This is a genomic window from Cytobacillus sp. T106, from assembly GCF_040492155.1.
GTDB classification, from domain to species: domain Bacteria; phylum Bacillota; class Bacilli; order Bacillales; family Cytobacillaceae; genus Bacillus_AB; species Bacillus_AB infantis.
Genome location: NZ_JBEUMK010000016.1, coordinates 1 through 26,007 on the forward strand (window position 1 = coordinate 1; position 26,007 = coordinate 26,007).

19 protein-coding genes and 2 riboswitches are annotated in these 26,007 nt (G+C 45.3%); of the genes, 1 reads left to right on the plus strand and 18 read right to left on the minus strand.

Features of this window, described 5'->3' with window-relative positions; translation table 11 throughout:
- Positions 1 to 228: 228 nt before the first annotated feature.
- The 13 genes from ptsG to ABU165_RS21185 all read right to left on the minus strand — a co-directional run bounded on the left by ptsG (position 229) and on the right by ABU165_RS21185 (position 19,011).
- A complete protein-coding gene (ptsG, locus tag ABU165_RS21125) occupies positions 229 to 2,295 on the minus strand; it encodes a glucose-specific PTS transporter subunit IIBC (protein WP_094769990.1) in 2,067 nt (688 codons plus the stop codon).
- A gap of 189 nt (positions 2,296 to 2,484) precedes the next feature.
- Positions 2,485 to 3,327: a glucose PTS transporter transcription antiterminator GlcT gene (glcT, locus tag ABU165_RS21130; RefSeq protein ID WP_009791724.1), complete on the minus strand. Its 843-nt coding sequence runs from the start codon at positions 3,325 to 3,327 to the stop codon at positions 2,485 to 2,487.
- Positions 3,328 to 3,556: 229 nt separating this feature from the next.
- Positions 3,557 to 4,885 (minus strand): NCS2 family permease, encoded by a 1,329-nt coding sequence (locus ABU165_RS21135; protein ID WP_094769991.1) that lies wholly within the window; start codon positions 4,883 to 4,885, stop codon positions 3,557 to 3,559.
- 111 nt (positions 4,886 to 4,996) lie between these two features.
- Positions 4,997 to 5,098: riboswitch (purine riboswitch) on the minus strand.
- Between the two features lie 85 nt (positions 5,099 to 5,183).
- The gene (gene guaA, locus ABU165_RS21140; protein ID WP_318060934.1) at positions 5,184 to 6,704 is read right to left on the minus strand and encodes a glutamine-hydrolyzing GMP synthase; all 1,521 of its coding nucleotides are present in this window, start codon (positions 6,702 to 6,704) and stop codon (positions 5,184 to 5,186) included.
- 270 nt (positions 6,705 to 6,974) lie between these two features.
- Positions 6,975 to 7,076: riboswitch (purine riboswitch) on the minus strand.
- Between the two features lie 37 nt (positions 7,077 to 7,113).
- Entirely contained in the window at positions 7,114 to 9,315 is a 2,202-nt protein-coding gene (locus tag ABU165_RS21145; RefSeq protein ID WP_318060932.1) for a transglutaminase TgpA family protein, read from the minus strand.
- Complete coding sequence (locus ABU165_RS21150) at positions 9,312 to 10,529, minus strand: DUF58 domain-containing protein (RefSeq protein ID WP_101552935.1); 1,218 nt, start codon at positions 10,527 to 10,529, stop codon at positions 9,312 to 9,314. Before ABU165_RS21150 ends, ABU165_RS21145 begins: the two co-directional genes overlap by 4 nt.
- A gap of 1 nt (position 10,530) precedes the next feature.
- Positions 10,531 to 11,484: an AAA family ATPase gene (locus tag ABU165_RS21155; protein ID WP_035403445.1), complete on the minus strand. Its 954-nt coding sequence runs from the start codon at positions 11,482 to 11,484 to the stop codon at positions 10,531 to 10,533.
- 377 nt (positions 11,485 to 11,861) lie between these two features.
- The gene (locus ABU165_RS21160) at positions 11,862 to 13,292 is read right to left on the minus strand and encodes a vWA domain-containing protein (protein ID WP_318060931.1); all 1,431 of its coding nucleotides are present in this window, start codon (positions 13,290 to 13,292) and stop codon (positions 11,862 to 11,864) included.
- Positions 13,293 to 13,308: 16 nt separating this feature from the next.
- Complete coding sequence (locus ABU165_RS21165) at positions 13,309 to 13,680, minus strand: DUF4064 domain-containing protein (RefSeq protein ID WP_170939625.1); 372 nt, start codon at positions 13,678 to 13,680, stop codon at positions 13,309 to 13,311.
- Between the two features lie 647 nt (positions 13,681 to 14,327).
- Positions 14,328 to 14,618: a hypothetical protein gene (locus ABU165_RS21170; protein ID WP_094769996.1), complete on the minus strand. Its 291-nt coding sequence runs from the start codon at positions 14,616 to 14,618 to the stop codon at positions 14,328 to 14,330.
- A 19-nt stretch (positions 14,619 to 14,637) separates the two neighbouring features.
- Positions 14,638 to 14,916: a hypothetical protein gene (locus ABU165_RS21175; protein ID WP_187445547.1), complete on the minus strand. Its 279-nt coding sequence runs from the start codon at positions 14,914 to 14,916 to the stop codon at positions 14,638 to 14,640.
- A 104-nt stretch (positions 14,917 to 15,020) separates the two neighbouring features.
- Entirely contained in the window at positions 15,021 to 15,311 is a 291-nt protein-coding gene (locus ABU165_RS21180; protein ID WP_148951065.1) for a hypothetical protein, read from the minus strand.
- 58 nt (positions 15,312 to 15,369) lie between these two features.
- Complete coding sequence (locus ABU165_RS21185) at positions 15,370 to 19,011, minus strand: chitobiase/beta-hexosaminidase C-terminal domain-containing protein (RefSeq protein WP_318060930.1); 3,642 nt, start codon at positions 19,009 to 19,011, stop codon at positions 15,370 to 15,372.
- Positions 19,012 to 19,425: 414 nt separating this feature from the next.
- On the opposite strand from ABU165_RS21185, the gene ABU165_RS21190 reads away from it, so the two are divergent.
- Positions 19,426 to 19,725, plus strand: a complete 300-nt coding sequence (locus ABU165_RS21190; protein ID WP_009795838.1) for a hypothetical protein — start codon at positions 19,426 to 19,428, stop codon at positions 19,723 to 19,725.
- Between the two features lie 203 nt (positions 19,726 to 19,928).
- On the opposite strand, the gene ABU165_RS21195 is transcribed toward ABU165_RS21190, so the two are convergent.
- The 5 genes from ABU165_RS21195 to ABU165_RS21215 form a co-directional block, all read right to left on the minus strand.
- A complete protein-coding gene (locus tag ABU165_RS21195) occupies positions 19,929 to 21,617 on the minus strand; it encodes a hypothetical protein (protein WP_318060929.1) in 1,689 nt (562 codons plus the stop codon).
- 102 nt (positions 21,618 to 21,719) lie between these two features.
- Entirely contained in the window at positions 21,720 to 22,565 is an 846-nt protein-coding gene (locus ABU165_RS21200) for a hypothetical protein (protein WP_318060928.1), read from the minus strand.
- A 147-nt stretch (positions 22,566 to 22,712) separates the two neighbouring features.
- A complete protein-coding gene (locus ABU165_RS21205) occupies positions 22,713 to 24,158 on the minus strand; it encodes a VWA domain-containing protein (protein WP_318060927.1) in 1,446 nt (481 codons plus the stop codon).
- A gap of 314 nt (positions 24,159 to 24,472) precedes the next feature.
- The gene (locus ABU165_RS21210; RefSeq protein ID WP_318060926.1) at positions 24,473 to 25,150 is read right to left on the minus strand and encodes a hypothetical protein; all 678 of its coding nucleotides are present in this window, start codon (positions 25,148 to 25,150) and stop codon (positions 24,473 to 24,475) included.
- Positions 25,131 to 26,000 carry a hypothetical protein gene (locus ABU165_RS21215; protein WP_318060925.1) on the minus strand — a complete coding sequence of 290 codons (870 nt, stop codon included), beginning with the start codon at positions 25,998 to 26,000 and terminating at the stop codon, positions 25,131 to 25,133. Before ABU165_RS21215 ends, ABU165_RS21210 begins: the two co-directional genes overlap by 20 nt.
- Between the last annotated feature and the right edge of the window lie 7 nt (positions 26,001 to 26,007).

The following is a 26,007-nucleotide window of genomic DNA, read 5'->3' on the forward strand; positions in this document are numbered from 1 at the left end:
GAAGCAACTATATTAGAATAACATTTTCTCGTAGCGTTTGTCAACAGCTTTTTTCAAGATTCAAGTTGAAAGCTTTTGCCGAAAACGACTGCTCACCTATATTAACATCGTTCCTCTATACACGTCAACACCAGAATAAATATTTTTATACATGAAATATATCCCATTTATAAAAGCCGGCTGCTATCCGCAGCCGGCTTTACATTTACTTCTATATTATATAGGAGCTTATTTCTTAATCGTAATAATATCTTCTTCTTTCAGATCGACGCTGCCAGTTTTGTTAATAACAACTGCCTCGCCTTCAGCCAAATTAGTAAATACAATCGGCGTCATAATGGATGGTGCATTTTCTTTTACAAAGTCCAGGTCGACCTTCAAGAGAGGCTGTCCTTTTTCCACTCTGTCATTTTCTTTAACGAGTGTTTCAAAGCCCTGACCTTTCAGGTTGACTGTATCGATGCCGACATGAATCAGAATTTCGCGGCCTGAATCTGAAAGAAGGCCAAGAGCATGCTTCGTTGGGAACAGATTGACGATCTTTCCGTCAACCGGAGAAACGATAGTACCCTCACTTGGAACGATCGCGAAGCCATCGCCCATCATTTTGCCGGAGAATACAGCATCAGGTACATCTGTAATCGGCTTGATTTCTCCTTTAATAGGAGAAACGAAAACATCTTCACCCTTATGCTCTGTCTGAAGCGCTTCTGGGTTTACTTCCTCAATTTGCTGCTCAACACCCTTTTCAGGAGCCTTTTCTGCCGGACGAGGTTTTTTGCCGGTCATGATATCTTTCATTTGGCCTTTAATCGTTTCAGATCTAGGACCGAAGATTGCTTGGATATTGTTCCCTACTTCAAGGACACCGGATGCCCCCAGTTTCTTCAAGCGGTTTTTATCTACATCTTTAATATCATTTACAGAAACACGCAGGCGCGTGATGCAAGCATCAAGATGAGAGATGTTTTCCTGTCCGCCCATTGCTTCAAGGATCTGGTACGGCAGATCTCCACCTTTATTCTCACCTTCAGCAACATCTTCCTCTTCTACATCTTCGCGTCCAGGTGTCTTAAGGTTGAACTTGCGGATCGCAAAACGGAAGCCGAAGTAGTAAATAACTGCAAAAACAATACCTACCGGGATGACAATCCATGCGTTTGTCTGAGGGTTGATCAGACCGAACAGGATATAATCAATCAATCCTCCGGAGAAGGTCATGCCAATTTTTACGTCTAATAGGTGCATTGTCATAAAGGACAATCCGGCGAAAATTGCATGGATACCGAAAAGTACAGGAGCAACGAATAGGAATGAGAATTCCAGCGGCTCAGTAATACCAGTCAGGAATGAAGTCAAAGCTGCTGAAGCCATTAGGCCTCCGACAATCGCTTTTCTTTCCGGACGGGCTTCATGGTAGATCGCCAAAGCAGCTGCCGGAAGACCGAACATCATGAACGGGAATTTACCAGTCATGAAAGTACCTGCCGATAGATCTTGGACACGGTCCTTAATTTCAGCCATGAAGATCCTTTGGTCGCCACGCACCAATTCACCTGCATTTGTTGTATATTGCCCGAACTCATACCAGAATGGTGAATAGAAAATATGGTGCAGTCCAAAAGGAATAAGAGAGCGTTCAATAACACCAAACACAAACGCTGATAATGTAAGGTTCGCGTGAACCATGTTTTGAGAAAAAGCATTAAGTGCAGATTGGATCGGAGGCCAGATGATAATCATCAAGAGCCCAAGGACTACTGCACTTGCAGCTGTCGCAATAGGTACAAAGCGCTTTCCTGCAAAGAATCCTAAGTAAGACGGAAGCTCAATTTCAAAGAACTTATTATACATGGATGCTGCGAGAATACCTACAATAATACCGCCGAACACACCCGTCTGGAGGGTTGGTATTCCCAGTACATTGGCATATTCCATACTTCCTTCAAGGTCTTTTGCTTCAATGCCCAATACAGTACCCATCGTTACATTCATAATGAGGTAACCGATGATGGCAGCCAGGGCAGCTACACCTTCCCCGCCTGCAAGGCCGACCGCAACGCCGACCGCAAATAAGAGGGCAAGGTTACTGAAGACTATATTACCGGCGTTTTCCATGACGGAAGCGACCATTTCCACTCCGCCATTTTCCAGGAATGGCGCTAAATCAAGCAGCGCAGGGTTTTGCAGAGCATTACCAAAGGCTAGCAGGATACCTGCAGCCGGAAGGAGCGCTACCGGGAGCATTAATGCCTTGCCGACTTTTTGCAAGACACCAAAAGCTTTTTTAAACATGTGAATTCCTCCTTTTTTTATAAGCTCATAAAGCGTTTCCAATACTGAGCACAATTAAGCAGAAAGCAAAAAAGGCATGAGGAAAAAATAACCGAAAAAAGCTGTACAGGTGTATATTACCCATAAAACTTGTTTTCAATTATCTAATCACTCATGCCTGATCGTATCAGTAACACGTAATTATGATATCTATTTGATTTTCTTTTGAAGCCTCTGCAGGTGCATCGTCAAATACACCGCTTCTGCATCAAAAACCTTTTTTCGCAATGCTTGCTGCATCACTTTAATGAGCTTCCAGGAAAGATTGTAACACACAGGATACTCTGACTTCAAGAGGTCTGCAATTTTTTCTGGCTCTTCCACCTGCTCGCCGGTATGGACCCTCTCGATTGTAAACCTTAGATGCCGGACAAGCCTCATATAATCAATGCTTTCTTTATCGATTTTTATATCAAGCTGCTCTTCAATCATATTAACCAGATGGGTCACAAGCTGCGAGTGCTGGTTAACCTCGGAAAGATTCCGGTTCATGACGGCACTGTGGATATGGAGGGCGATGAATCCAACTTCCCCTTCAGGCAGATGGACCCCGGCCCTTTCTCCAATCAGCTGGACAACATCTCTAGCGACATCATACTCGAAAGGATACAGCGCTTTCGTTTCAATCAGGAAGGGATTGCGCATTTCCATGCCAATGGACAGCCTGCTGACAGCGAACATCAGGTGGTCGGTCAGCGCCACATGGATATGCTCATTCAATTCAGAGTTAGTCCGCTGCTTAATCAGTTCAAGAGAGGAAATAATAACATCCAGCAGTTCATTGTCCACATGCGGGAGAAGCTTGATATAGTTTTCCTGCTCTTTTTCATTCTTCAGGATAAAAAGCTTTTCTACTGAAGCTTCATCAATGAAATCACCTTTCTTATGGCTGAAGCCAATCCCCTTCCCTATGAGGACAACCTCGCCATGCTCCTGGTGATGGCCGATCAATACATTATTGTTTAATGCCTTTTTCACTTCAAGCGTTTTCATATCCTCTTCCTCTTTTCAGTCTCCATCAAGTAGTTTCATGTTATAAAAGACAAAATCGGAAGTCAATAAAAAGAAAAGCGGAGGCGGCTGTTCACTAAGGAACGCAGGCTAAGTACGCCACGTCCTGTGGCAGCGCCTGCATGGCCCACTTCCTGTGGGCCTCAAGGATAAGACAATCCTATACACAAAAACAAAAAGAGCCCCCAGTATAAGGAGGCTCCCCAAATAATTATTTCAAGAAAATAAAGTATAGGACAAACACTGCAAACAGGAAGTACATGATCGGGTGGATCTCTTTAGCTTTGCCTTTTACGATCATGGTGATTGGGTAGAAGATAAAGCCGATTGCGATTCCGGTTGCAATGCTGTATGTGAGCGGCATGGCTATGATCGTCAGGAAGGCTGGAACAGCAATTTCGAATCTCTTCCAGTCAATCTGCCCAAGCGACGAGACCATCAGGACACCTACAATGATCAGAGCCGGAGCTGTAACTGGCGCTGTTATTACATCGAGCAGCGGGAAGAAGAACAGTGAAAGCAAGAAGAACGCAGCCGTCACAATTGCAGCGAATCCTGTCCTTGCTCCGGCAGCCACGCCAGCAGATGATTCAATATAAGATGTTGTTGTTGAAGTTCCTAGTATAGCTCCCGCTACAGTGGCACAAGAGTCAGCCAGCAGTCCTTTGCCTGCGCGCGGAAGGATATTCCCCTTCATGAGACCCGCCTGGTTAGCGACCGCGACGAGTGTTCCTGCTGTATCAAAGAAGTCAACGAACAGGAACGTCAGAATAACCACAAGCATTTCTGTCGAAAAGAATGAACTATCGCCAAATGCTGTAAAAGCAGCTCCGAATGTAGGCTCAAGGCTTGGTACAGCCCCTACAATACTTTCAGGAGCATTGATCAGTCCGAAAATCATACCGGCTATAGCAGTCACTGCCATCCCGATGAAGATACCGCCCTTGACGTTTTTTGTCATTAAGATGACCGTAATAATAATACCGAAGATGGCCAAAAGGACATTTCCGTCTGAAAGATCTCCAAGCCCGAGCAGGACAGCATCATCATTGACAATGATTCCGGCGTTCTGGAACCCGATAAAGGCGATGAACAGCCCGATTCCCGCTCCTACTGCAAACTTCAGTTCAGCAGGAATGGCATTGATTATTTTTTCCCTGATGCCTGAAAGCGTGAGAAGTATGAAAATCAGACCGGAAATGAGCACTCCGCCGAGTGCATGCTGCCAGGAGATTCCCATCGTCAATATGACTGTATAGGCGAAAAACGCATTTAAGCCCATCCCCGGCGCAAGTCCGATCGGATATTTAGCAATCAGGCCCATCAAGATCGACCCGATGGCAGCAGCAAGGGCTGTCGCCACGAAGACTGCACCCTGATCCATCCTCATGCTGTCAGGAAGATCAGGAACCGACTGCAATGACAATGTGAGCGGGTTGACGGCCAGGATATAGGCCATTGATAAAAAGGTAGTTAATCCGCCAATGATTTCGCGGCGGTAATTCGTGCCAAGCTCTTCAAACTGGAAATACTTTTTCATTCTTTTCCCCCCTAGTGTAAAAACCAAATAAAAAACGCCCGCCGGTTTCCGGGAGCGTGACAACAGGTTCCTGCCTATAGGGGGAATTTATAATAAGTTCAGTAAAATGATCCCTATAAACATTTACCTCGTAGTCAAGCTATTTACGGCAGCTCGGTAGAAACTTTCAGGCCATATCCCTGATATTATACGACGTAATACGACATATTCAGTTCTTCTTCATTTTAGCAGGAGCGCTATTTTCAGTCAATAAAAAAAGCGAACATTTTTCATGTTCGCTTTTTTATTGTTCGTATTTTTATTCCCATTCAATTGTTGCAGGCGGCTTGCTTGTAATATCATATACAACACGGTTGATATGATCCACTTCATTGACGATTCGGGTGGATATGATCTCCAGCACATCCCATGGCACCCTTGCCCAGTCTGAAGTCATTCCATCAATAGAGGTTACGGCACGGATCCCGATTGTATAATCATAGGTACGGGCATCACCCATCACACCTACGCTGCGGATATCAGGAAGAACGGTAAAGTACTGCCAGATATCGCGGTCAAGACCTGCCTTCTTGATTTCGTCCCGTAAAATCGCGTCTGATTCACGAACAATTTCGAGCTTTTCATCTGAAATTTCTCCGAGTACACGGATTCCGAGACCTGGTCCAGGGAATGGCTGCCTCCATACCACTTCATCAGCGATACCAAGCTCAGTCCCCAATGCCCTGACTTCATCCTTGAATAAAGTATTTAAAGGCTCAATCAGCTTAAACTGCATATCCTCCGGCAATCCCCCGACATTATGATGGGACTTGATTGTCTGGGCAGTTGCCGTGCCGCTTTCAATAATATCGGTATACAAAGTTCCCTGTGCAAGGAACTCAATTCCTTCCAGCTTGGCCGCTTCATCATCAAACACATATATAAATTCGTTCCCGATGATTTTCCGTTTTTGTTCCGGATCGCTGACACCTTTCAGCTTGTTAAGGAAGCGGTCTTTTGCATCAACTTTAATAACGTTCATGTTGAAGCCCTCAGAGAAGGTCTTCATGACACTTTCGGCTTCTCCTTTCCGGAGCAGGCCATGGTCTACGAAAATACATGCCAGCTGATCACCGATCGCTTTATGGATAAGGACAGCGACAACAGAAGAATCCACCCCGCCGCTCAGTGCGCATAAAACCTTCTTATCGCCTACAGCCTGGCGGATTTTCTCTGTCTCGATTTCTATGAAGTTCTCCATTGACCATTCGCCTTTGCACCCGCAGACGCCAAAGACAAAGTTCTTCAGTATATCGTTTCCGTATACAGAATGGCGGACTTCCGGGTGGAATTGAACCGCATAAAGCCCGCGCTCTTCATTGCTCATCGCAGCGATTGGGCAGGAAGGATTGATTCCATCAACAGAAAAACCTTCAGGTGCTTCTGTAACAAGGTCACCGTGGCTCATCCAGACTGTCTGCTCATTCGGAAGTCCGGCAAAAAGCTTGGACTCATGTTCGAGTGTCAGGACAGCCTTGCCATACTCTCTGTGCTTCGCGCGCTCAACTTTGCCTCCGAAATGCATAGTCATCAGCTGCATGCCGTAGCAGATGCCGAAAATAGGCAAGCCCAGCTCAAAAATTCTTTCATCGCAGCCGAAGGCATTTTCGCCGTATACACTGTTCGGGCCGCCGGAGAAAATGATGCCGCTAGGATTCATTTCCTTGATTTCTTCTGCTGTAATTGTATGGGGGTGAAGCTCACTGTACACCCCAAACTCGCGGATCCTTCTAGTTATCAGCTGATTGTACTGACTGCCAAAGTCTAGCACGACAATCATTTCCTGGTTTTGCAGTTCTGTTTTCCCCGTCAAATCTGTCCACCTCGGTTATGTTATTTTTTCTTATCCTGCTCTCCCGGCCCTTACTTTAACCGCAGTCCGAAACAGCAACTCTTATCTCATGCTCCATATATCCGGTTAATTTCGACCGGCTCTTGCCGCATGCCTGTCCAGCACCAGCCAAATCAAACAAAAAAAACCGGAACTCTCCTCCGCAAATACGCTGAAGGCAGAATTCCGGTTTTTAAGCATAAATGCCATAAAACGCTATATAGAATGACCTGCCTTCATAGTCAAGTCATTTAAGGTGACCTGGTAGAGACTTTCGAACCGTATTATCGAGGATATATGAAGGTGCATATTAAATTATGATTCTCGTGAACATTGTATCAACAGGTCATTTTTTTGGTCAAGCTATTGTCTTTTTAATTAAATTTTCCCACAATTCCCTGATTTCTTCCCAGCGTCCTTCTTCTTGGCTGCCTCTGTACAGAACCCGCTCATACTGGGCAGTAATCCTGCTCATTTCCTGTGTAGAGAAGAAATGATCGATATATGCAGCATATTCCCTCAGCGTCTGGTCCTGTTTCCTTTTCAGGCCATAGCGTTCAAGCTGTTTGAGCAGAGTCAGATACGCTGAAACAAAGCGGCCGTCCTTATTTTTCATCCGCCTGAACTTCCAGATGAAATAGACTGGAAGCCATTTGGACCTTTTCAGGTAAGCAGCCGCAGCGGCCGCGGCAAGAAGCAGTAAGATCAGAGACATCGCCTTCCAGGAGCCAGTGAAGAATTCCTTTGCCTTTACACCCAGGTCAGCGAGCGTAAAGGATGATGCCTTATCACTGTTTTCTTCCGGGGAATCTGGTGCAGCCGGCTCTTCTTCCGGCTGGGCCGCAGTTTCTGCCGTATCCGTTTCAGCAGTGTCTGGCGATTGAGTGTCATAGGAATACTGGATATTATTTGAAAAGCCCTGTGTCGGCTCAAAAGGAACCCAGCCAATTTCAGGGAAGTAAACCTCCACCCATGAATGAGCATTGTTATTCGTGACTTCAAAGGTCCTGCTTGTTTCACTTTCCCTTGCCTGATATTCTCCTTCTGTATAGCCTTTCACCCATCTGGCAGGGATACCGAGGCTTCGTACAAGAACAGCCATCGAGGAAGAGAAGTTATCGCAATAGCCCCTTTTTGTATCAAACAAGAATTGATCTACATAATCATCGCGGGCACCGGGAACGGCCACATCTGTCTGGTCATAAGCAAAGCCGGACATCCGGAAATAGCGTTCTATCTCCCTAGCCTTATTAAACCAGCTTGTTTCATTGGCCGTAATCTCCTCTGCCAGCTCTTTCACCCTTGCCGGAAGATTATTAGGCAGCTGGGTATACCTGTCAAGGAAACTGCCGTCCAGACTTTGGCCATCTCCGGACTCCTGGAGTGCAGAAACACTATATTTCGGCACCTCATAGCTCACACTGTATTCCTTCAGGGGAATCGGCTGGACAGCATAAACTTTTTCAATCGCCGGATCCAGTTCAAAGCTCACATCCCCTTTTGGCTGTATGCTCTCAACACCAAGCGGGTATACAATATGCGGAGATGATTGATACAAATAGACTGAACTTGTTTCCGGATTGGTTGTCATCCCTTCTCCAGAAAAAGAGGAAATCGGCACTTCGTCTTCCTCAGTGAACGGAATGCGCTCTTCCCCTTCTTCAGAAGCAAGCCATCCTTTGCCTGTATACACATCCTTCGTCTCAACCTTCCAGTAATGGCGCGATTTCACTTCAGTACGGAAAACAACCTGGTTGTCTCCGATAAAGGGTCCGCCAAGCCTGGAATCATCGACTCCATAGCCTACCCTCGCAACAGAACCGCCTGGTCCGTCCCCGCTGTTCTGTCCATATGATTTTATATACGGGACTGGATCGGGCCAAATAGGCGCTGCCTTGGGAGCGGCAAGGCCGACCGCCACACTCAGTACAATCATCACCGCAAGAGGGGCCATCCATTTTCTCGAGAAAGTCCTCTTTTTTAAGATTGTCTCCCGCTCCATAAGCCTGTGGAATGTCAGGATCCCCATCACACCGAAACCGGCGATTACAGTACGGACAATGGCGCCGTCTGCCTGGTATGGAGTAAAGGTATCAAGCACAGTAATATAGGTCAATGTCATAAAAAAGAAAATAAAAATCTGCCTTCTATTGATCAGCCAATATTGAAGCAGATAGGTCATCAGCCAAATCAGCACAAAGAACAAAAGGCTTCTGAACAAGTCTGTGAGCTCCGGCCATTCGGCTGCCGACACAAAGGCCAGATTTTCTTTGATCTCCATGAAAAACGGCAGCACCCATTCCGGTGAAAAAAAAGCTCCCTCATAATAAAGATAATGCAGGGAATACAGGATATACAGGCATTTAACAAAGCCGCTGACCACCATATTCACGTGAAAATAATACATCACAAGGCCAAGAACAATGAACAAAATAAACACAAGTATGTTAGACGTATCTGTCAGCTGTTCAAGCGGGCGCATCCACTCCCACAGAAGCAGGAATCCGAACATATATAAAATGACAGAAGTGATGGTGTGCCTGTTCTCATCTGCCCTCATCCTCTATTCACCTCCGAAAAAGCCTCCGAAAATTGGCCTTCATGGACAAGCACGACCCTGACCCCGCGCGCGTTGGCAGAAGCCCTCAGCGCAATTTCCTCCTTGGCTGCGGCCTCACGCTCGTTTTTCAGCAGAAAAATGGTGACGGCATTTTTATGGGAAGCATAGAAGCTGGCCTTTTCCACCAGCCGCTTCGTCAGCTGAGCCGTGATCAGCATAAGCGAGACATTTTGCTGGGCAAGGAAATTCTCTGTTTCCAGCACCCGGTCAAAGGAAACCGGGCAGTCATCCTTCACTTTTGCGAGGTGATAAAAGAGCTGCTGCTGCTGCCCTTCCCCGCCTCTGACAGGAAATGCCGCCCTTTCCGTTCCCATCGTGATCAGGCCGGTCTGGGCGCCCTTGCGGAGGATGCCTCTGATGACCGAGGCTGTAAATGATACAATTCCCTCAAACCTTTCGTCAGGGGCGCAATCCATCATAATATACACATCATGAGATTTCCGCTGCTCAAATTCCTTTGTCATGATGTCATTCCGCCTGGCGGTCGCTTTCCAGTTGATCCAGGAAAACCGGTCTCCGGGCTGATATTCCCGAATTCCGACTGCCATGGAAGTATCCCTCTGGACCCGTTCCTTCGATGCAGTCATTCCCTGGTCATAATGGTTGTCTGCCGGCTTATAGATAAGCTCTTCATAAGCGGGATAAACCATGATCCGGCCCTCCGCCTCCACAAGCTTTTCCTTTTCAATCAAGCCAATTGGATCACCCGTTTTCAGGCGGATAGCCTCAAAGATATGCTCGCCGCGGGGCAGTCCATCCACTTCATACTCAAAAGAAACTTCCCGCTTGAACCAGGGAAACACAAAGGATTTTGCTTTATTCGCTTTTGCGGAAAAAGACAGCGCCTCATTCAGGCAGTCCTCGGCAATGAGAAAAAACAGCGGGAAAGAGTTGTCCCGCTTCAATGTTACTTTTACCTTAAGCTTTTCACCGGCATTATAATCAGTCTTTATAAGATCCCTTTCAGCACGGAAGGTGCCGACCGAATAAAAGGACAAAGCAAGCCCGTACAGGGCAAAAGGAAGGAAACTGTAAAATAGGAACCAGCTCACAAATCCTCCCTGGAACATTGCATAAGAAAATGTGATCAGAATGAGGAGAAATAATACGATCAGCTTCCAGACATTTTTGCCCAGATGTATCAGCTGCTTCATCTTACTTCACAGCCCTTTGGACAGGGACCGGCACTCTTGCAATCACGCGGTCCACAACTTCCTCGGCAGATATGCCTTCAAACTTGGCCTCGCTCTTCAGGATGATTCGGTGTGCCAGCACAGCGGGGGCCAGGTATTGGATATCATCCGGAAGGACATAATCCCTGCCATACATGAAAGCGAAAGCCTGGGCCGACTTCATTAGCGCAATCGATCCGCGCGGGCTCGCTCCAAGATATACACTGCTATGGGTCCTTGTCCTGTTGGAGATATCAACTATATATCTTTTGATGGTTTCATTCACATGCACTTCTTTGATCTGCTGCTGAAGCTCCCTCAATTCTTCAAGGTCAATGACTGGTTCCAGCTCATCGATCGGCGGCACCTTCTGTGCACGGTTCAGCACTTCCATTTCTTCGGCGACTTCCGGATAGCCCATTTTCATTTTCAGCAGGAAACGGTCCAGCTGAGCTTCCGGCAGAGGGTATGTCCCTTCATATTCAATCGGGTTCTGGGTTGCCATGACAAAGAACGGCTTCTCCAGCCTGTGTGTCACCCCGTCAATGGTCACACTGCTCTCTTCCATCCCCTCAAGCAGGGCAGACTGAGTCTTAGGTGAAGTCCGGTTGATTTCATCAGCAAGGATGATATGCCCCATGATCGGCCCCGGACGAAACTGAAATTCCATCTCTTTTGGATTATATATAGAAACGCCTGTCACATCTGATGGAAGCAGATCGGGAGTAAACTGGATCCGGCGGAAGTTGGCGCCCACCGATTTGGCCAGCGCTCTTACCATCATTGTTTTTCCAACACCAGGGACATCCTCAAGCAGAACGTGCCCGCCTGCCAGCAGTGCCACAAGGCTGAGCTCAGCGACATTGCGCTTTCCGATCATAACCTTCTCGATATTATGCAAAATCCTTTCAGCCGCGGGATTCATTTGATCGCGCATCTATATCCCTCCTGTATTATGACTATTAAGCAGGCCAAAAGGCGCGTACTTAACATGAATTTCTCTTGAATTATGATACTAATAACTTATATTCGACAGATTCTATTAAAAACCTGTAAAAAATACGGACCTGGGAAAATATTAACGAAAGGCCAGCATATCTATTGTAGGTAATTTTCAAAAATATGTAAAATGGAAAGATTTCCGGCAGTGCCGGAAACGTTTAGGATTAGTGAGGAATTAGAGAATTCTATTTTTCAATTTATCTTCCCGCCCAAGGTGATTACATGCTTAATATTGTGCAATATCAGAAACTAATGAAAGCATGCCCGCAATAGGCAGGGCATGCTTTCACGTACAATTAATCAAACGTTTGATTAACGATTTTCCCTTAACTTTTCCATCCGCTCAGCCCAGTCATTGATCTTTTGGTCGATCCTTTCCACTTCATCATCAATTTCCTGATGCTTGCTATTGATAATTTCTTCCTGAAGCCCTTCCAATACCTTTTCATGCTCTTCTGTCTTTTTAAGCAGCTCCTCTTCCATGGCGGCATCGATCAGTTCATTTTCCTTCAGGTTCGCAATGGCGTCCCGGATGCGCCCGGCCTCATTCCTGATGGCATATCCAAGCCCCATGCCCATCTGATCAATGTCCATCTTCTGGAATGAGACAGCAAATGTATTTTTGGGAGTAGACCACTTAACGCCAATTATGTCTATCAGCCCAGGCACCCACTCATTGGAGATGCTGCTGTTCAGCTGATCGGCATTGTCGGCGCCGATATATTCGCCCTTGCCTGCCTCAGCCACCTTCTTGAGCTGATCCTCTGCTTCCTTATCCACATTAAAGCCGATGATGTTCACCTTCCGGCTTTCATTGGTTTCAGCAAACAGCCTGGCTTCCTCCACCGGATTTCCGTCACAGGTTTCCGCTCCATCGCTGACTATATAAAGGGTAATATCACCCTCATAGTCCATGCTCGCCTCCCTTGCAGCCTTTATGGCGCCGGCCAGCGGAGTCCAGCCTTTCGCCTCTACCCCTTCAACAGCCTTGAAGAAAGACTCTTCGTTATATGACTGAAGCGGATAAACCTCATCAATCGTCGTACATGAAATCTGCTTGTCCTTGTCCTCCTGTGTGCCTGCATGCCCATACACATAAAGGGAAACATCATTTTCTTCGCCAATGGTCTTGGCAAAGCTTCTGACTGCACTCTTGGCAATTTCCATTTTCTGCTTGCCGTCTACGTCAAGCAGCATGCTGGAGCTGGCATCAAGGAGAAGAAGAGCCTTTCCGTCTTCCTGTTCTTCACCGGTTTCAGACTGTGCTGCCTGCTCCGGCTCAGGCAGGAGCGGTTCATCAAATTGCGGCTCATAGTCCATGATTCTGCCGATGGACTGCTGATAGGCACTGTTGCCAAGATAATAAAGCAGTGCCTTGAACATCATATCCGGATCATCCGTTTCCTTTGTGACCTTTTGCATGTGACCCTCAAAGTCCTCCCTGATCCCTGAAAGCGTATTGAAATCAGGCCAAAGCGCGGTTTCCTTTTCATAGCTGAAGTCCTTTGTCAAAAGGCCCGGCTCTGCATTCCGGAATTCTTCCACCGTAGAAGGAATCACAACCGTGCTGATTTCATCTGTGACTTCACTGCCTTCTTCTTCATTGTCCTTCCCGGACTCTTTTTGATCAGCCGAACCGGCATCGGACCGGGCTGGTTCCGCCTTGTCCACTTTCTTTTCCCCAGAGCAGCCGGCCAGTACAAACAAGACGGCCAGCATCAGCAGCATGTATTTTTTCAGCATTCTTTACCCTCCCTGATCAAATTTCTTTTTCAAGTGTTAAAGAATGTTCCTGCCTTTCCTGCGGAACCCTGAAGCCTAAGGCACCCGAGATGATATATAAAACACTTGGCACGAACATCAAAAAGATCGAAATCGGAAAGCTCAAAACGCCAAATGCGATCATCAGCCCCCCAAATAGCTTGTGATTCATCCTGTTTACCAGACAGCCGACAATCAATGCCCCAGCCTGGATCATGAAAAACAAGAGCGTGACAATAAAGATAATGCCTGCCGCCTGCTGATCATCTGAGGCAGCTGCCACAAAAGCAATAACAAACCCTATAAACGACAACAAAATACCGATGATGCCGCCCACCAGCCCTAACACAAATTCCGCTGTCCTTTTCACTCTCAATCCAACTCCTAAGTTTATGCGATTAATAATCGTATATGATCATTGCCTTCCATAATTTTACGTTTGCCACTCAGTTTCGTTCCTGGGTTTTTGGTCCTGTTTTTTGAATTTCTATTGGTGTTTTAGGCCTATCAAGACACGATATGCGCTGTATTATTTCTTGCCTTAAGCCAGGTCCCCCCAGGAATGCTATTTCATCCTAAAGCATTCTCAATATCACCCAGGCTGCCATTAGCAGCATAAACACCGCCACGATTCTGATCCCTGCCCAAACCGCTTTTCCGCTTACCCTTTCCCCCTCATACCTTCCAGCTGTCCCATCAATTACAGCAACACCAAGGCAGCAGAGGAAAAGCAAGCAAAAAAACAGCAGATTATATTTTTGCTCCTGAAAATCAATCAGCCAGTTTTCAGATACTGTATAGGCATATATGCCAAAAGAAAGGCTAACGGCGAGAAAGAAGAAAAGATTGAATTTGGCAAGGGTTTTTTTCTTGATAATATCAGCTCCCTTATGATTTATTATTTCTTTTGGATAATTTTTCTATTTTTTAAAATCAAACTTATATTCCCTCTTACCTGCCGATTAAACATAAAAAAAGAGTTCTCCACGGGAAAACTCTTACTTTACCTTATTCAGCTTATAGCAGCCCCATTGAAAGCCGCCACAAAAGAAAGAAAACTGCAATTGAAATGCCGCCATATACTGCTTTTTTACTTACCCTTTCCCCCTCATCCTTGAGAGAGGCCCCGCTTATGCCAGCAAGAATAAGTCCGATTGAAGCTAACACAACAAATGTGACAATCTGGTTGAAGTACTTTTGGGTATCAATCATCCAGTTTTCCTGGATTGTGCAGGCATAGATGATGAAGCCTCCGAGTACCACTACCGTGTAAATCGTTGCAATACGGGAAAGTGTTTTTTTGTTCATTGAATTCCCCCCTAAAAGCTCATACTATGCGCCAAAAGAGAAAGAGTACCGCGATGACCGCCCCAGTGCAGAGTGCTTTATTATTCAGCTTCCTGCCTTTCTCCCTTTCACCCGCAGCATCGACTGATGCCAGGAATAGACCAACAAAACCAAGGACACCAAACAGCAATAATTCATAAAAATGCTCTTCCGTGTCGATAGACCCGCCTTCCTGAACAAAATAGGCATATATACAAAAGCTAACTAAGACCAATATGGTATATGATACAGAGATAAAAGTTAAAGTTCTCTTTTTCAATATCCTCTCCCTCCCATCATTGAGCTGCTGGATCTACAGGCTTATAAAAATGGAAGCTCCACAAGGAAGCTCCCATTTCAAATCATACAGTCAGACTAAGCTTTTCACATAAAATAAACTGCGAGCCTCCAGGCAATAAAATAGATAGCTAAGGAAACTCCTGCATAAACAGCCTTTTTGCTGATATTGCTGCCCTTATCCCTTAACGAAGCTATATCGATAGCAGCCAATATCGCTCCTATCAGGAAAAGAAAGCCAAACAGCAGCAAATCATGCTTATATTTTCCGATATCAATCTGACCATCCTCCTGCACCCTGTAATAATATACGAGGAAGCTGGCAAAAAGCGCCGCCACATAGGTATGTTTAATGATATTCAGCGTTGTTTTCTTCACCCTATCACCTCAGGGGATTCTACAGAAGATTGGCTGATTCCGGCTATGCATGCCTTACTTAAGGCTGAGGGAACAGGTGGCCCCATCTCTGTTTTAAAAGCTCAAGCAGGTAGTTTACCAGATTAGAAATTTTCTCTTTCACATCCGGAGTCTTCGGAAGCGGAGAAGGAATTTCTTCCCCTTTAGAGTCAGTGAAAAGAATATCTGAAGTGTCTACATGCTTGCCGACGCTCCATTTTTGTACGTTTTCGGCGCCTCTGATTTCAGCTATTTTATTGCTGTCGATGAGGACTTCTTTGACTTCTGTTCCTGTGAAGTCAACAATGCTGCCGTGGGCGGCCGATTTGATGATAACCTTGGTTTTCTTCAGGCCTTCCCCTTTAAGGGTGGCATTTTTCTTGATTGTGATGCCTTCTTTGATTTCAGAGGAGGCATCCATCATGACCAATGCATTTTTCTCGTTGACAGTAAGTTTTTTCGCTTTGTAGCCAACCAGGTTGTAGATTTTATCGTATTCAGGTTCTTCCGGCTGTTCTGGTTCTTCCACTTCTGCCGACTTAAGTGACGTCTGAATCAGCACTGGATCATGGTCACTGGCACGGCCGTGTTCTTCCATGAATGCAGAGTTGATGTGGACGATGTCGACCTGTGTTCTGTCTGCCAGGTTATTGGATACAAGGATATGGTCCAGCACCTGGGCATTGCCCTGGTAAGAGTAAGAATAGCGTTCTTCGGCAGGGACTTTTTCGATCATATTGGTCAGTTCCTGGCCTTTTAGTGCCTGCAGCGGGTTCGAGAATTCAAAATCGTTGAAGTCTCCAAGCAGGACGATATTGGCTTCAGGGTCATCTGCAAGTACGTCTTTTACAAAACCGTTCACAATGGCGGCAATCTTCATGCGCTGTACTCCACTTCCAAGGACTGGCGGCTGATTTTTGCCGAACAGCGGCTGGTCTCCGCCTTTGGAGTTAAAGTGGTTCGCAACGACAATCACCTTTTCTCCATTGAATTCGAACTGGGCTGCAAGCGGCTTACGGCTTGAGTCAAATGCCGGATCAGTCGGTTGAATACGGCCCGGGTTTAATGTAAGCTCGCCGTTTTCGAAGTCTACAGATTCAGTTGCTGTTCCTTTCGTGCCAGGTACCAGGGAGACGCGGTCTGCTTTATATAGGAAGCCGACGCGGATGTTTCCGCCTGGTGCTCCGCCGTCCTGGTTATTGACTGGAGCAATATCTGTATAAGAATACTCTGGTCCGCCGAGCTCTTTGATTTTGGCAATCAGGGTTTCATAGCTTTGGCTGGCGTCTGTGTTGCCGCTGTCTGTCTGGCCGTCATTGTCCTGAACCTCAGTCAGGCCAACGATATCCGGCTGTTTCAGATTTTGGACGATGGCTTCTGCCAGTCTTGTCACTTTTTCATCATCTGTCTTGGTTGAAAAGTTTTCTACATTATAGGAAGCGATTGTGAGCTTGTCATCGACAGGTGTTATGTCTGTTTTTTCCCGCTCGTTATCACCTTCTACAAATTCCGGCAGGCTTGCTTTATCAACAGCAACCTTATAGCCGCTGAAGCCGTAGCTCACCACACCTGTGATGCTGCCGTTGAAGCGGTCGCCCATTTTGGCAACAAAGCTTTCGTCATTAATATCAAGCGTGATTCTTTCCGGATTAAAATCGTCTTTTGTAATGCGGAGGCCGCCTTCGTCTGTGTTTGTTGGGACAGATTCAGGGACTACTGTCAGCTCGCCGTATTTCTGCGGCGCGACAACTTTAGGGTTGTCCACCTGGATCAGCATGCCTTCCAGGCTTTCGAAAAAGTCAATCCCGTCTTCTTCAGGATCGAATACTGTCAATCCGTCATTATCAATGATTTCTGTCGGGATCTTGCGGTCTGCCCCGATGTTCACCGGCTCCGGAAGCTCCTGGCTGCCTGCAGCAGTGACAGTTGTGGCTGCGATCTCCGTTACCGGCAGATCATTCTGCAATCTGTCAGAGTAGCCTTCCATCACATATTCCTTCACCTGGCCGGATGCTTTGACAACATCGCCAAGCTTAACGCCGTGGGCTTTTTTATACACAAGGATACCTTCTGACGTTTTATCATCTTCATCAGGCTGGAGGTCCTGCATGTAAAAATTGTTGGAATCCAAGACTTTCACTACAATTCCTTCAATATCATTTACATTCTGGCCTTGATATGGAGAATAGTGGCCAGCTCCCTGGATATCATGGATGCGGACATTTTCTTTTTGAATGATATAATTCAGGACTGATGGCTTGCTAGTTTTCAAGCCTTCTTTTACACCAATGGCTTTGATGGTTGTATCTTTTGTAATCTCGATTGGTGTTTCATACAGCGTGCTGTCTTCAGTAGGCTCGGTGCCGTCAGTTGTATAGTAGATGGCGGCTCCTTCAGTGCCTGTTGAGAGTGTGACCTTGCCGCCTTCTTTGATCAGTCCTGGTGCCGGCGAGGAAACGATTGGCTGGACAGTCGAAGAATCAGCAATGATATCCCCTGCGTTGCGCGGTATCAGCTGGTATACATCCCTGTAAGAGCCAAGGACTCCTGTAATAGAATCATAGGAAGTATTGATAGTAAGCAGTCCGGCTTCCTCAGGGCGGATCTGGAAGGACACGCCGTTTTCATCAACAGCTGTGTAGTTGCCGTTGCTGAATGACTGGATTTCAATATTTTTCAGAGTCAGCAAAGTGGCTTCTTTCTCTTCTTTCAGGTCAGCAGCCGTTACTTCCTCTGCAGCTGGCACCTCTGCTTTATCCAAAACCTTTACATCGCTTGCTGCTACTTCAATCTCAAGGAGAGAATTGTAGTCTGTCAGTTTGCCGGAAGCCTTGACTATATCGCCCGGCTCCACATTCAGGCCATTCCCGTACAGCACGATGCCGCCGGTCTCATCCTGAATATAAGTGGCAGAGCCAAGGACTGCAGTCACTGTTCCTTCTGCAAAAACAGTACTTTCAAGCGGAAGCGCTCTGACTTCGGAAATCGTCAGCTGCTCTGCAATCGTATAGTCAAATTGCGATACTTCGCTATTGTCCAGCTCTTCAGCTGAAGCAAAAGCTTTAATGGTTGCTGGTTCATTAATCGTAATGGGGCTGCTGTAAACAGGACTGCTTGCGTCCGGTTCAGAGCCATCAAGGGTATAGTGGATCACTGCGTTTTGTGTAGCTGTCGAGAGTGTTACTTTGGTGCCAGCAGGAACTGCGCCGGCTCCTGGTGAGGCAGTGACACGTTTAACGGTTGTGGTGTCTTCTTCAATGATTGAAAAAGCGGTTGGGCTTTTCAGTCCTGGGACTGAGAAATAAGTTTCCAGTGAGCCTGTGATCTGGACTCTTTTGCCCAGGTTTTCGGGGTGGTCCACTAGGTTGAGTGCTGTGCGGATGCTGCCTGATGGAAGCTGGACCGGCAGGATTTTTTTTGCATCTGTTTCAGAGGGTGAATCAGCGATGCCCAGGTTGGTGGTTGAAGTGAATGGGGCTTCCTGGTGATAGTTTGTCCCTGATATTGCCGTCCCGACAATATACCCTTCCACTGTTGCCGTGCCGGTATTGTTAGCAATGGCTTCCGCAACCGAAATAACATCGGCCGCTTTCGCAGTGGAGGATTGAAATGGAGAAACAAGGCTAAAGATTAGTGCAAAAATGAGTACAAGGCTGAACAATTGACGCTGTCGTATTCCCATCTTTTTGATCCTCTCCAGTATGAGTTTTTTAGCAGGATGCTTAAGTCCCGGACTGATAGCCCGAAAGGCTGAAGACATCCTATTCCATCTACTAGTAAATCACCACAAAATTATCCTTTCAATAAATATTTGTAAATATTGTGTAAATAGCGAAAAATGAGTTTTTGGCACTAGAAAGAAGATGGGTATAAAGATGTTAATTAGAGTGCCTGACACATAAAAAAGAAATTTAAGTGCCATTGTCCACGGCTCGTACCTGACACTCTCAAAAGACACTTTTTCTCATTGTGTCCACAGAGGGTGCCTGACACAGAATTTTTGATATTTGTGATTGCCTGCTTTGATAATTCCCTTGATAACCAGTAGAATAGAGTCATCTATGGGGTAAGCGAGAAAGGCAATGGAGGCTTTGCGATGAGAGCACGCTATGAATTGAATGATATGAACCTGACATTGAGCAATGTCACGCTGAGGGACTCAGCTGAGAGCTATGTCCTGCTGAAGGCTGCCGATGAATCCGGCAATGAAGTGACCATCAAGATTTCTCACGATCAGGCAGAGTATCTGGAAATGGAGTTCAAGGATCTTAACAGGCGCCGGCATGGGCACAGGCCAGCCGAGGCCCGCAGGCAGGATCCTGTTGAAGAACCAAAAGAAGATCCAGCGGAAGAAGAATACAATTTATTCAATATGGATCTGTTTCCGGACGAATAAGCAAAGAAACCCTCACAAAAGCCTTAATGGAGCAAGGTTTTTGTGAGGGTTTCTTATTTTTTGTTATTGGCGGTTATGTGCGGTGCCAGGTACCATAAAAAGACACTTCACCGCTTTTTGTCCACGGATGGTACCTGGCACCGTAAAAAGACACTTTACCGCTTTCTGTCCACGGATGTTACCTGGTACCTAATACGCACACACTACTGCAGCCCCTCTATCTCCATCCCCCTTACCGGCAGGGAACTTTCTCCTGTGTCGAGGTAGGTGACGTTTACTTTGTCGTTTTCCTCTAGATAGATGCTCATCGGGCTGTTTTCTGATGAGACGATATAGCTTTTTCCACTTTCGAGCAGGAAGTAGACGGTTGTGTAGTCGCCGGTTTTTTCTTTATAGACGCGTACGACTGTTCCGCTGATCTGTTTTTCTTCGGCCTTGGAGCTGCCGTTGACGCTTCCGCCGCCGCGCTGCAGGGCTGTTTTATAAAGCTTAAGCGCCTGATTTGGCGTATTGGCATAGGCGGAGATTTCCGGATTTGCCGCTGACACGATAAAGTAATTCTGCAGGAATCCGTTCGCATCCAGCACCGGCGTCAGCCAGCTGGCTTCTCCGTAGAAGTTATACAGAATCGGCATTTCGCCGCTCCATTTTTTCTCAATAAATTTCTTATCGATGATCTGCAGGTTCCCCTGCGAATCCATATAGGACTCTTCCAGATTCCCTGTGTAGAAGGTCGCTTCGCCCGTCCTTGAATTTGTCAAAGAGTAGCCAAGCATGCTGTCTACCCCTTCTTTTGGCGAGGTGAAATCTGTGAAGTAATACATATCTCCATTTTCATCGAAAATCGGGCTTACATTTGCCTCTGTCCCTTCATCAGAAGGCAGCTTCACTTCGGATTTTCCGAAGACACTGTTCCAGAAGCCCTGGACATAGTTTCCGTAATAGCTGTTCTGCAGGCTGACGGTTTCAGGCGATACCGCGCCATCGATGAAGTCAGGTGCATCTGCCAGCTTATACGACTTCATTTTACCGTTTTGCGGATCGACCACAACGATTCCCTCTGCATTAAAGCCATTCCTGGCAGAGATAAACTCTCCGTAGGTGCGGACATAATAAGGCTTTCCGTTATCATCCACTTCCAGCTGCACGTCACCGTTGAATATCCTCTTTGGATAGTTGTTCCGGATGTGCCGCTCTATGTTCTTGTTAAAATAAGACGAAGGCGTGTAGGTCATCTTTTCTTTCACAAACTTTGGATTGGCATTAGAATCCGTCGCACTGATGGTAAAATACCCCGGCGTTTCGTCACCCTTCATCCACTTGAAGAATCCGGAGAACTCCACTGGCGCAATATAGACATAATCGCCGTTCACCTTCTGGATCTGCAGGCTGCCAAGCTCATAATAGCTCGTATCCGGCACCTGGCCAAATGCCTTTTTCATCTTATTGCGGGCAAATTTCGGCGGCACGCTCGCCGGTGTCTTTTCTTCATCAAAAGCTTCGATTTCCGTCTTTACATCCATCTTCGCTGACTCATACTTTTCATCTGCGTTAAAAACGAACGCGGTCAAAAAGTAAATTCCGGCCAGCAGGGATACCAGAAACACAATGCTCTTAACAAGACGCTCCTTCCCTGCCGCCAAAAAGGCGCCGACACCTGAAGCCAGAATGAGAACCAGCCACACTGAAGAAAAATTCCGGTCCAGGTTGGTTAAATAATAAAAACCGAATGCGGCGATAATGGAAATGGCCGCCGCCACTGTCATGCCAACGGGGCTGAAGCGGCTCTTCTCTTTCTTATCCTTTTTCCCGCTCCTGCCGCCTTGAAGCGGCACAAGCAGAACTGCTATCACCAGACCGATTATAATCGAAAATATAAAAATGCTTCCCATATGCTTCCCCTTTCAGGAGTTATTATTTCTTGATGCATAGTATGTATACGGATGAGGGGCGAAGGGGTTTCGTTTTGTTGGGAAAAGGGTCAGCAGCTCACTTCACTTATTGAAATAATTTCTAATGATAGGCACAATTTTTTCCTTGAAGTCCTTCTTCCCCTGCACCTTCCTATTCAGCCTGAGTGATTCCTGGATATTTTCCTTATCAATCTCGAGTGGATTTCCATCAGGATCTCTTTCGAAGGTGGACATGGATTTTTCTAATTCTTTCTCATTGGTCTCCATTGCTGCTTGCAAGAGGCCTTTGAGCCTGGGAGCCTTCACTTTGCCTGAGGAGACCAACTCATAAATACGTTTATATGCCGGAGCCATTGTCCGCTCTCTCAGCCCGAAAGTGTACATAATAATACTGTACCTTTCAAACTCTTCCTCCATTTTCCGCAAGAAGGCCAGGTCAAAAAAGCCTCTTTCCCTCGTAATCTCCCTTTGATAGCCTCCTACTGTATACACAATGTCCCTGATTTGCGAAGACTCTTCTATAATCACCTTCGTTAATACAAGGATTTCCTCTATGGCAGCTTCCAACTCGGGGTCTTCCCGCACCAGCTCTCCTTTATGCTTGCCCAGCAACTTCACCATTTGCTGATAAGGCTCCATATTCATATGCATCCTTGGAACAATGCCTGTAATAGTGTTATGCACCATGGTATTGTAGGAAATTAAATAGTAAGCAGCTTCCTCAACCTTTTCAGCCTCTGGCTCCCGGCCTGATGCGTCCAAAAGCAAATACCCTGTGATTTTACCCAATAGAGTATTGTACACCGTCAAAAAGTAATACTCTTTCCCATCATAGTAGGCATAATCCCACATATCCCACTTTTCGAGTAACTTCTTGTGCTTCTTGATGGTTTGGATATGCTGTTTTGTTGGTTTGACGTTGATCATTGGGGCACCTGCGGTTTGTGTATGATAAAAAGCCCTGATTGGCATGTTAGCCAATCAAGACTTTAGAGATTACAAGGTTATAGTTTAAAATAGTTTGTTAGTCCTTATCTCAACAAATGCTGTCACCAATACTATTGATCGCATTAACTAATTATTTTGGTTTTCATTGTACTTTTTTTCAATTTCCTGTTTAACACTTTCAAAATTTGAATCGGCTAGGCTTCGTAGTTCGAGCCTAATTTCGTCGTTTAGGTCCGATACAGAGCTAAATCGTTCATCAGCCAGATCTGACAGGAGGCTATGTGCTTCTCTAGTAATTTGTTCTTCATCTCTCAAGGCTGTAAGTGTTTTTAGGATATTGAGGTTTTCATAACGGTTTGCCTGATTCCATTCAATGCCGAAGGTTGGGATGTTTTTTAGTTTTAAATCGTATCTCTGGCTCGAAGCATCGTTTATAGCGTTATTTCTCCACTCATCCCACTTTTTCGCTATCTGTTTGGCTTTATCCAGTTCTTCCTTCAGCTCACTCTGATTGCGTGCATTGCTAAATAACCCTTTTGCGCTTTTGGCTACTTCCTTCAGCTGATTCTGCCCCTCTGCATCTAAGTCAAAACCAATAACATTGACAATCGGCTGAATATCAGAATCTCCAAGGCTCTTGGCCTGTTCCACAGGGTTGCCATCACAGGTTTCAACTCCATCGCTGACCAGATAGATAATGTTGGTATTCGTATCTCCTTTATAGGACAGCAAATCATTTTTTGCTTCCTCTATTGCAGCGGCAAGCGGGGTCCATCCAGCAGGCTTGACAGTCTGCAAAGTGCTATTGAGTTTTTCGCCGTTGTAGTCACCCATTTCATAGATGAGTTCATTGCTCTTACAGGAAAACTCTTTGTCCTGGTCAGAACCTGTACCTTTATGTCCATAAACCCTTAAGGCAACATTTGCTCCTTCAGGGAGGTCTTCGGCAAACTCTCCAATAGACTCCTTAGCGATATCCATCATGGTTTTGCCATCGATTTGGTTTGCCATGCTTCCGCTGGCATCCAGGAGAATCTCTACATTCAGGTTTTCTTTAAACTGGTAGCGCTCGTCCTTAATATCCGGACTGCCAAACGATTCCATCTCCAGTTCATCCAATACTTCTGCCGGATTAGGATAGTCTTCGTGGAATAAGTTCAGCAACTTTCTCCAATACAATTCAATCTCTTCGCCGGTCGGTTCCTCACCAAGCTCAGGAAGCTCCTTTAATTGTTTTAACAGTCCTTTTTGCTGTTCAGGAGTTAGCTCATCATAATCCTGCCCGGAAAACATGCCTGCTTCTGCATTGGCTAGCTCAACAGTGGTTTTTGTTGGTTCTGGCAATGAAGCTAACATCTCTTCAATTGAGGTTTCATCTTTGCTGTCTGTACTGTCTTTGTTGTCTTCAGCCTCTTTCATGGCAGAGGTTTCTTTTTGATCATCTTGTTTTGTATCCGTCTGTTTATCGCTGCATGCTGTCAGCAAAGTGAGCATGACTATAGAAATAACAAAAATGTTCCGAAACTTTTTTCCCATAGTGGAAAAACACCCCTTAAAAATTAAAATTAACAAAATTGAACCATTCCTATTCTACTGAAATTTGGATAGTCTACATTTCATACGGGAGTAATGATTGTATGCCTTTCTAGCTCATTGCGGGGAGTATCGGGCATTCCCCTGGCCATCTTCTCTGGTATAAGACCCTTGTAGCATGGGGATTACCTTTTCATGCAGTTTTCTGCTTGAGCTATCATCCAATTCTTTTGTTACATTTTTCACAGTTTATGAAGGTATTTATAGCCTAAGACTTATTTGTTCTTCCCTAGATTCTTTGGATTGTAGGAATAGTTTTTAGGTCAGTTCCTTGCAAAAACGGCATTAGCACATTAACCTGGCTTCCACTCTTTATAAATATTTGCAACAATAATCGTTTGCAGCGGCAATATAAGTATTAGAAACAATATCTTCAATATTAATAAAGTTATATATACATCTGTATAGAAAGAGAGCAGGGTAACCAATACATTCTCAAAGAATAACTGAACAATTGATAGCAGGACAATGAGCAAGCACACTTTGATTAAATTTTTCTTCAGAAAAGAGGCTGATTTTTTTATTGCTGATCTGAACGTCATGGTATTATCAGCAATAAAAAAAGGGACGAAATAGAATAAAAATAATACCAGTAATCCTGGAATGATAAAGAACAGTCCGCCAACGCAAATGAGCAAGGCGTATATGCAGGCAAAGATATATAAAGGAATTACTTTTTCAAGAGTAAAGGCGAGTGACCTTTTTATAGGATTGTCTTCTCCTTCCCCATCCAGCAGTGTGAATTTAATAAAAGGCACTTGGCCAACAGTCAGGAATGTCAGCATGAAGATAGCATTCGCGGTATCACCGATTAAATTTGGGTATTCCGTATACAATGTTGCTTTGTATATATAATTGACGATCAAGGCGTGTGCTATTAGAAGCGGAGCATATGTTACTAAAGAAACCAGTACAATTTTATAGAATTCCGAGAAGTACAAAGCGAACGAGTTAGAGAAGATATTTTTCATCTTTTTCTCCTGTACTGGAATTCCTGATAAGAGGCAAGGATTTTTCTTCTAGATGTTTTTGTCCATCTTTTCGTTTTAACTCTTTTAATGATGCTTTGATATTCTTTAAGTCAATGTCCATCTGATTACCTTCAGAATCCCTTTCAAAAGTGGCCATTGATTTTTCTAGTGCGTCTTTATTAGACTCCCGCACAGCCTTCAGTAAGGCTTTTAGTCTTCTCTCACTTATTTGACCCGTTTCCATTACATAATATAAGCGTTCGTAATCTCCCTCAAGTTCTCTCTGTCTAAGGCCATACCTGTACATCATTTCACTATAACGGAGAATTTCTTCATTCATTTTTTCATAGAATTCTTCATCGAAGTATCCCCTATCACGAGTTACCTCTCTTTGATAACCTCCTACCGTTAGTACAATTTCCCGTACCTCTTTCGATTCTTGGATGCTCTTCTCGCAATGTTCAATTATTTTGTCTGCACTAGCTCCCAATCCGGTATCAATTCCCATTAATAAAGTTTTATTATCTTTTAATCGCTTTACCAAGTCTTCAAAAGGTTTCATGTCTGGATTCGCCCTGGGAACTAATTCGGCAATGGTATTATGAACCAGTGTATTGTAGCGGATCAGCATAAAAGCTGGATTTTTTGCTTTAGAAAGCGGAACCACCCGACCATCATAGGTTAAAAGCAAATAACCGGTGATACCACCGGTTATAGAATTATAGGCAGTCAAAAAATAATACTCTTCCCCGTCAAAGTAAGCAAAGTCCCACATATCCCACTTTTCAAGGAATTTTTTATGTTCTTTTATATGCTTGATGTGTTCCTTAGTTGGTTTTACATTAATCATTCAGACA

Excerpts from the sequence above, each read along its gene's own strand:
- ptsG (WP_094769990.1), bottom strand. The coding sequence starts at position 2,295 with ATGTTTAAAAAAGCTTTTGGTGTCTTGCAAAAAGTCGGCAAGGCATTA.
- glcT (WP_009791724.1), bottom strand. The coding sequence starts at position 3,327 with ATGAAAACGCTTGAAGTGAAAAAGGCATTAAACAATAATGTATTGATC.
- ABU165_RS21135 (WP_094769991.1), bottom strand. The coding sequence starts at position 4,885 with ATGAAAAAGTATTTCCAGTTTGAAGAGCTTGGCACGAATTACCGCCGC.
- guaA (WP_318060934.1), bottom strand. The coding sequence starts at position 6,704 with ATGATTGTCGTGCTAGACTTTGGCAGTCAGTACAATCAGCTGATAACT.
- ABU165_RS21145 (WP_318060932.1), bottom strand. The coding sequence starts at position 9,315 with ATGAGGGCAGATGAGAACAGGCACACCATCACTTCTGTCATTTTATAT.
- ABU165_RS21150 (WP_101552935.1), bottom strand. The coding sequence starts at position 10,529 with ATGAAGCAGCTGATACATCTGGGCAAAAATGTCTGGAAGCTGATCGTA.
- ABU165_RS21155 (WP_035403445.1), bottom strand. The coding sequence starts at position 11,484 with ATGCGCGATCAAATGAATCCCGCGGCTGAAAGGATTTTGCATAATATC.
- ABU165_RS21160 (WP_318060931.1), bottom strand. The coding sequence starts at position 13,292 with ATGCTGAAAAAATACATGCTGCTGATGCTGGCCGTCTTGTTTGTACTG.
- ABU165_RS21170 (WP_094769996.1), bottom strand. The coding sequence starts at position 14,618 with ATGAACAAAAAAACACTTTCCCGTATTGCAACGATTTACACGGTAGTG.
- ABU165_RS21185 (WP_318060930.1), bottom strand. The coding sequence starts at position 19,011 with ATGGGAATACGACAGCGTCAATTGTTCAGCCTTGTACTCATTTTTGCA.
- ABU165_RS21190 (WP_009795838.1), top strand. The coding sequence starts at position 19,426 with ATGAGAGCACGCTATGAATTGAATGATATGAACCTGACATTGAGCAAT.
- ABU165_RS21195 (WP_318060929.1), bottom strand. The coding sequence starts at position 21,617 with ATGGGAAGCATTTTTATATTTTCGATTATAATCGGTCTGGTGATAGCA.
- ABU165_RS21200 (WP_318060928.1), bottom strand. The coding sequence starts at position 22,565 with ATGATCAACGTCAAACCAACAAAACAGCATATCCAAACCATCAAGAAG.
- ABU165_RS21210 (WP_318060926.1), bottom strand. The coding sequence starts at position 25,150 with ATGAAAAATATCTTCTCTAACTCGTTCGCTTTGTACTTCTCGGAATTC.
- ABU165_RS21215 (WP_318060925.1), bottom strand. The coding sequence starts at position 26,000 with ATGATTAATGTAAAACCAACTAAGGAACACATCAAGCATATAAAAGAA.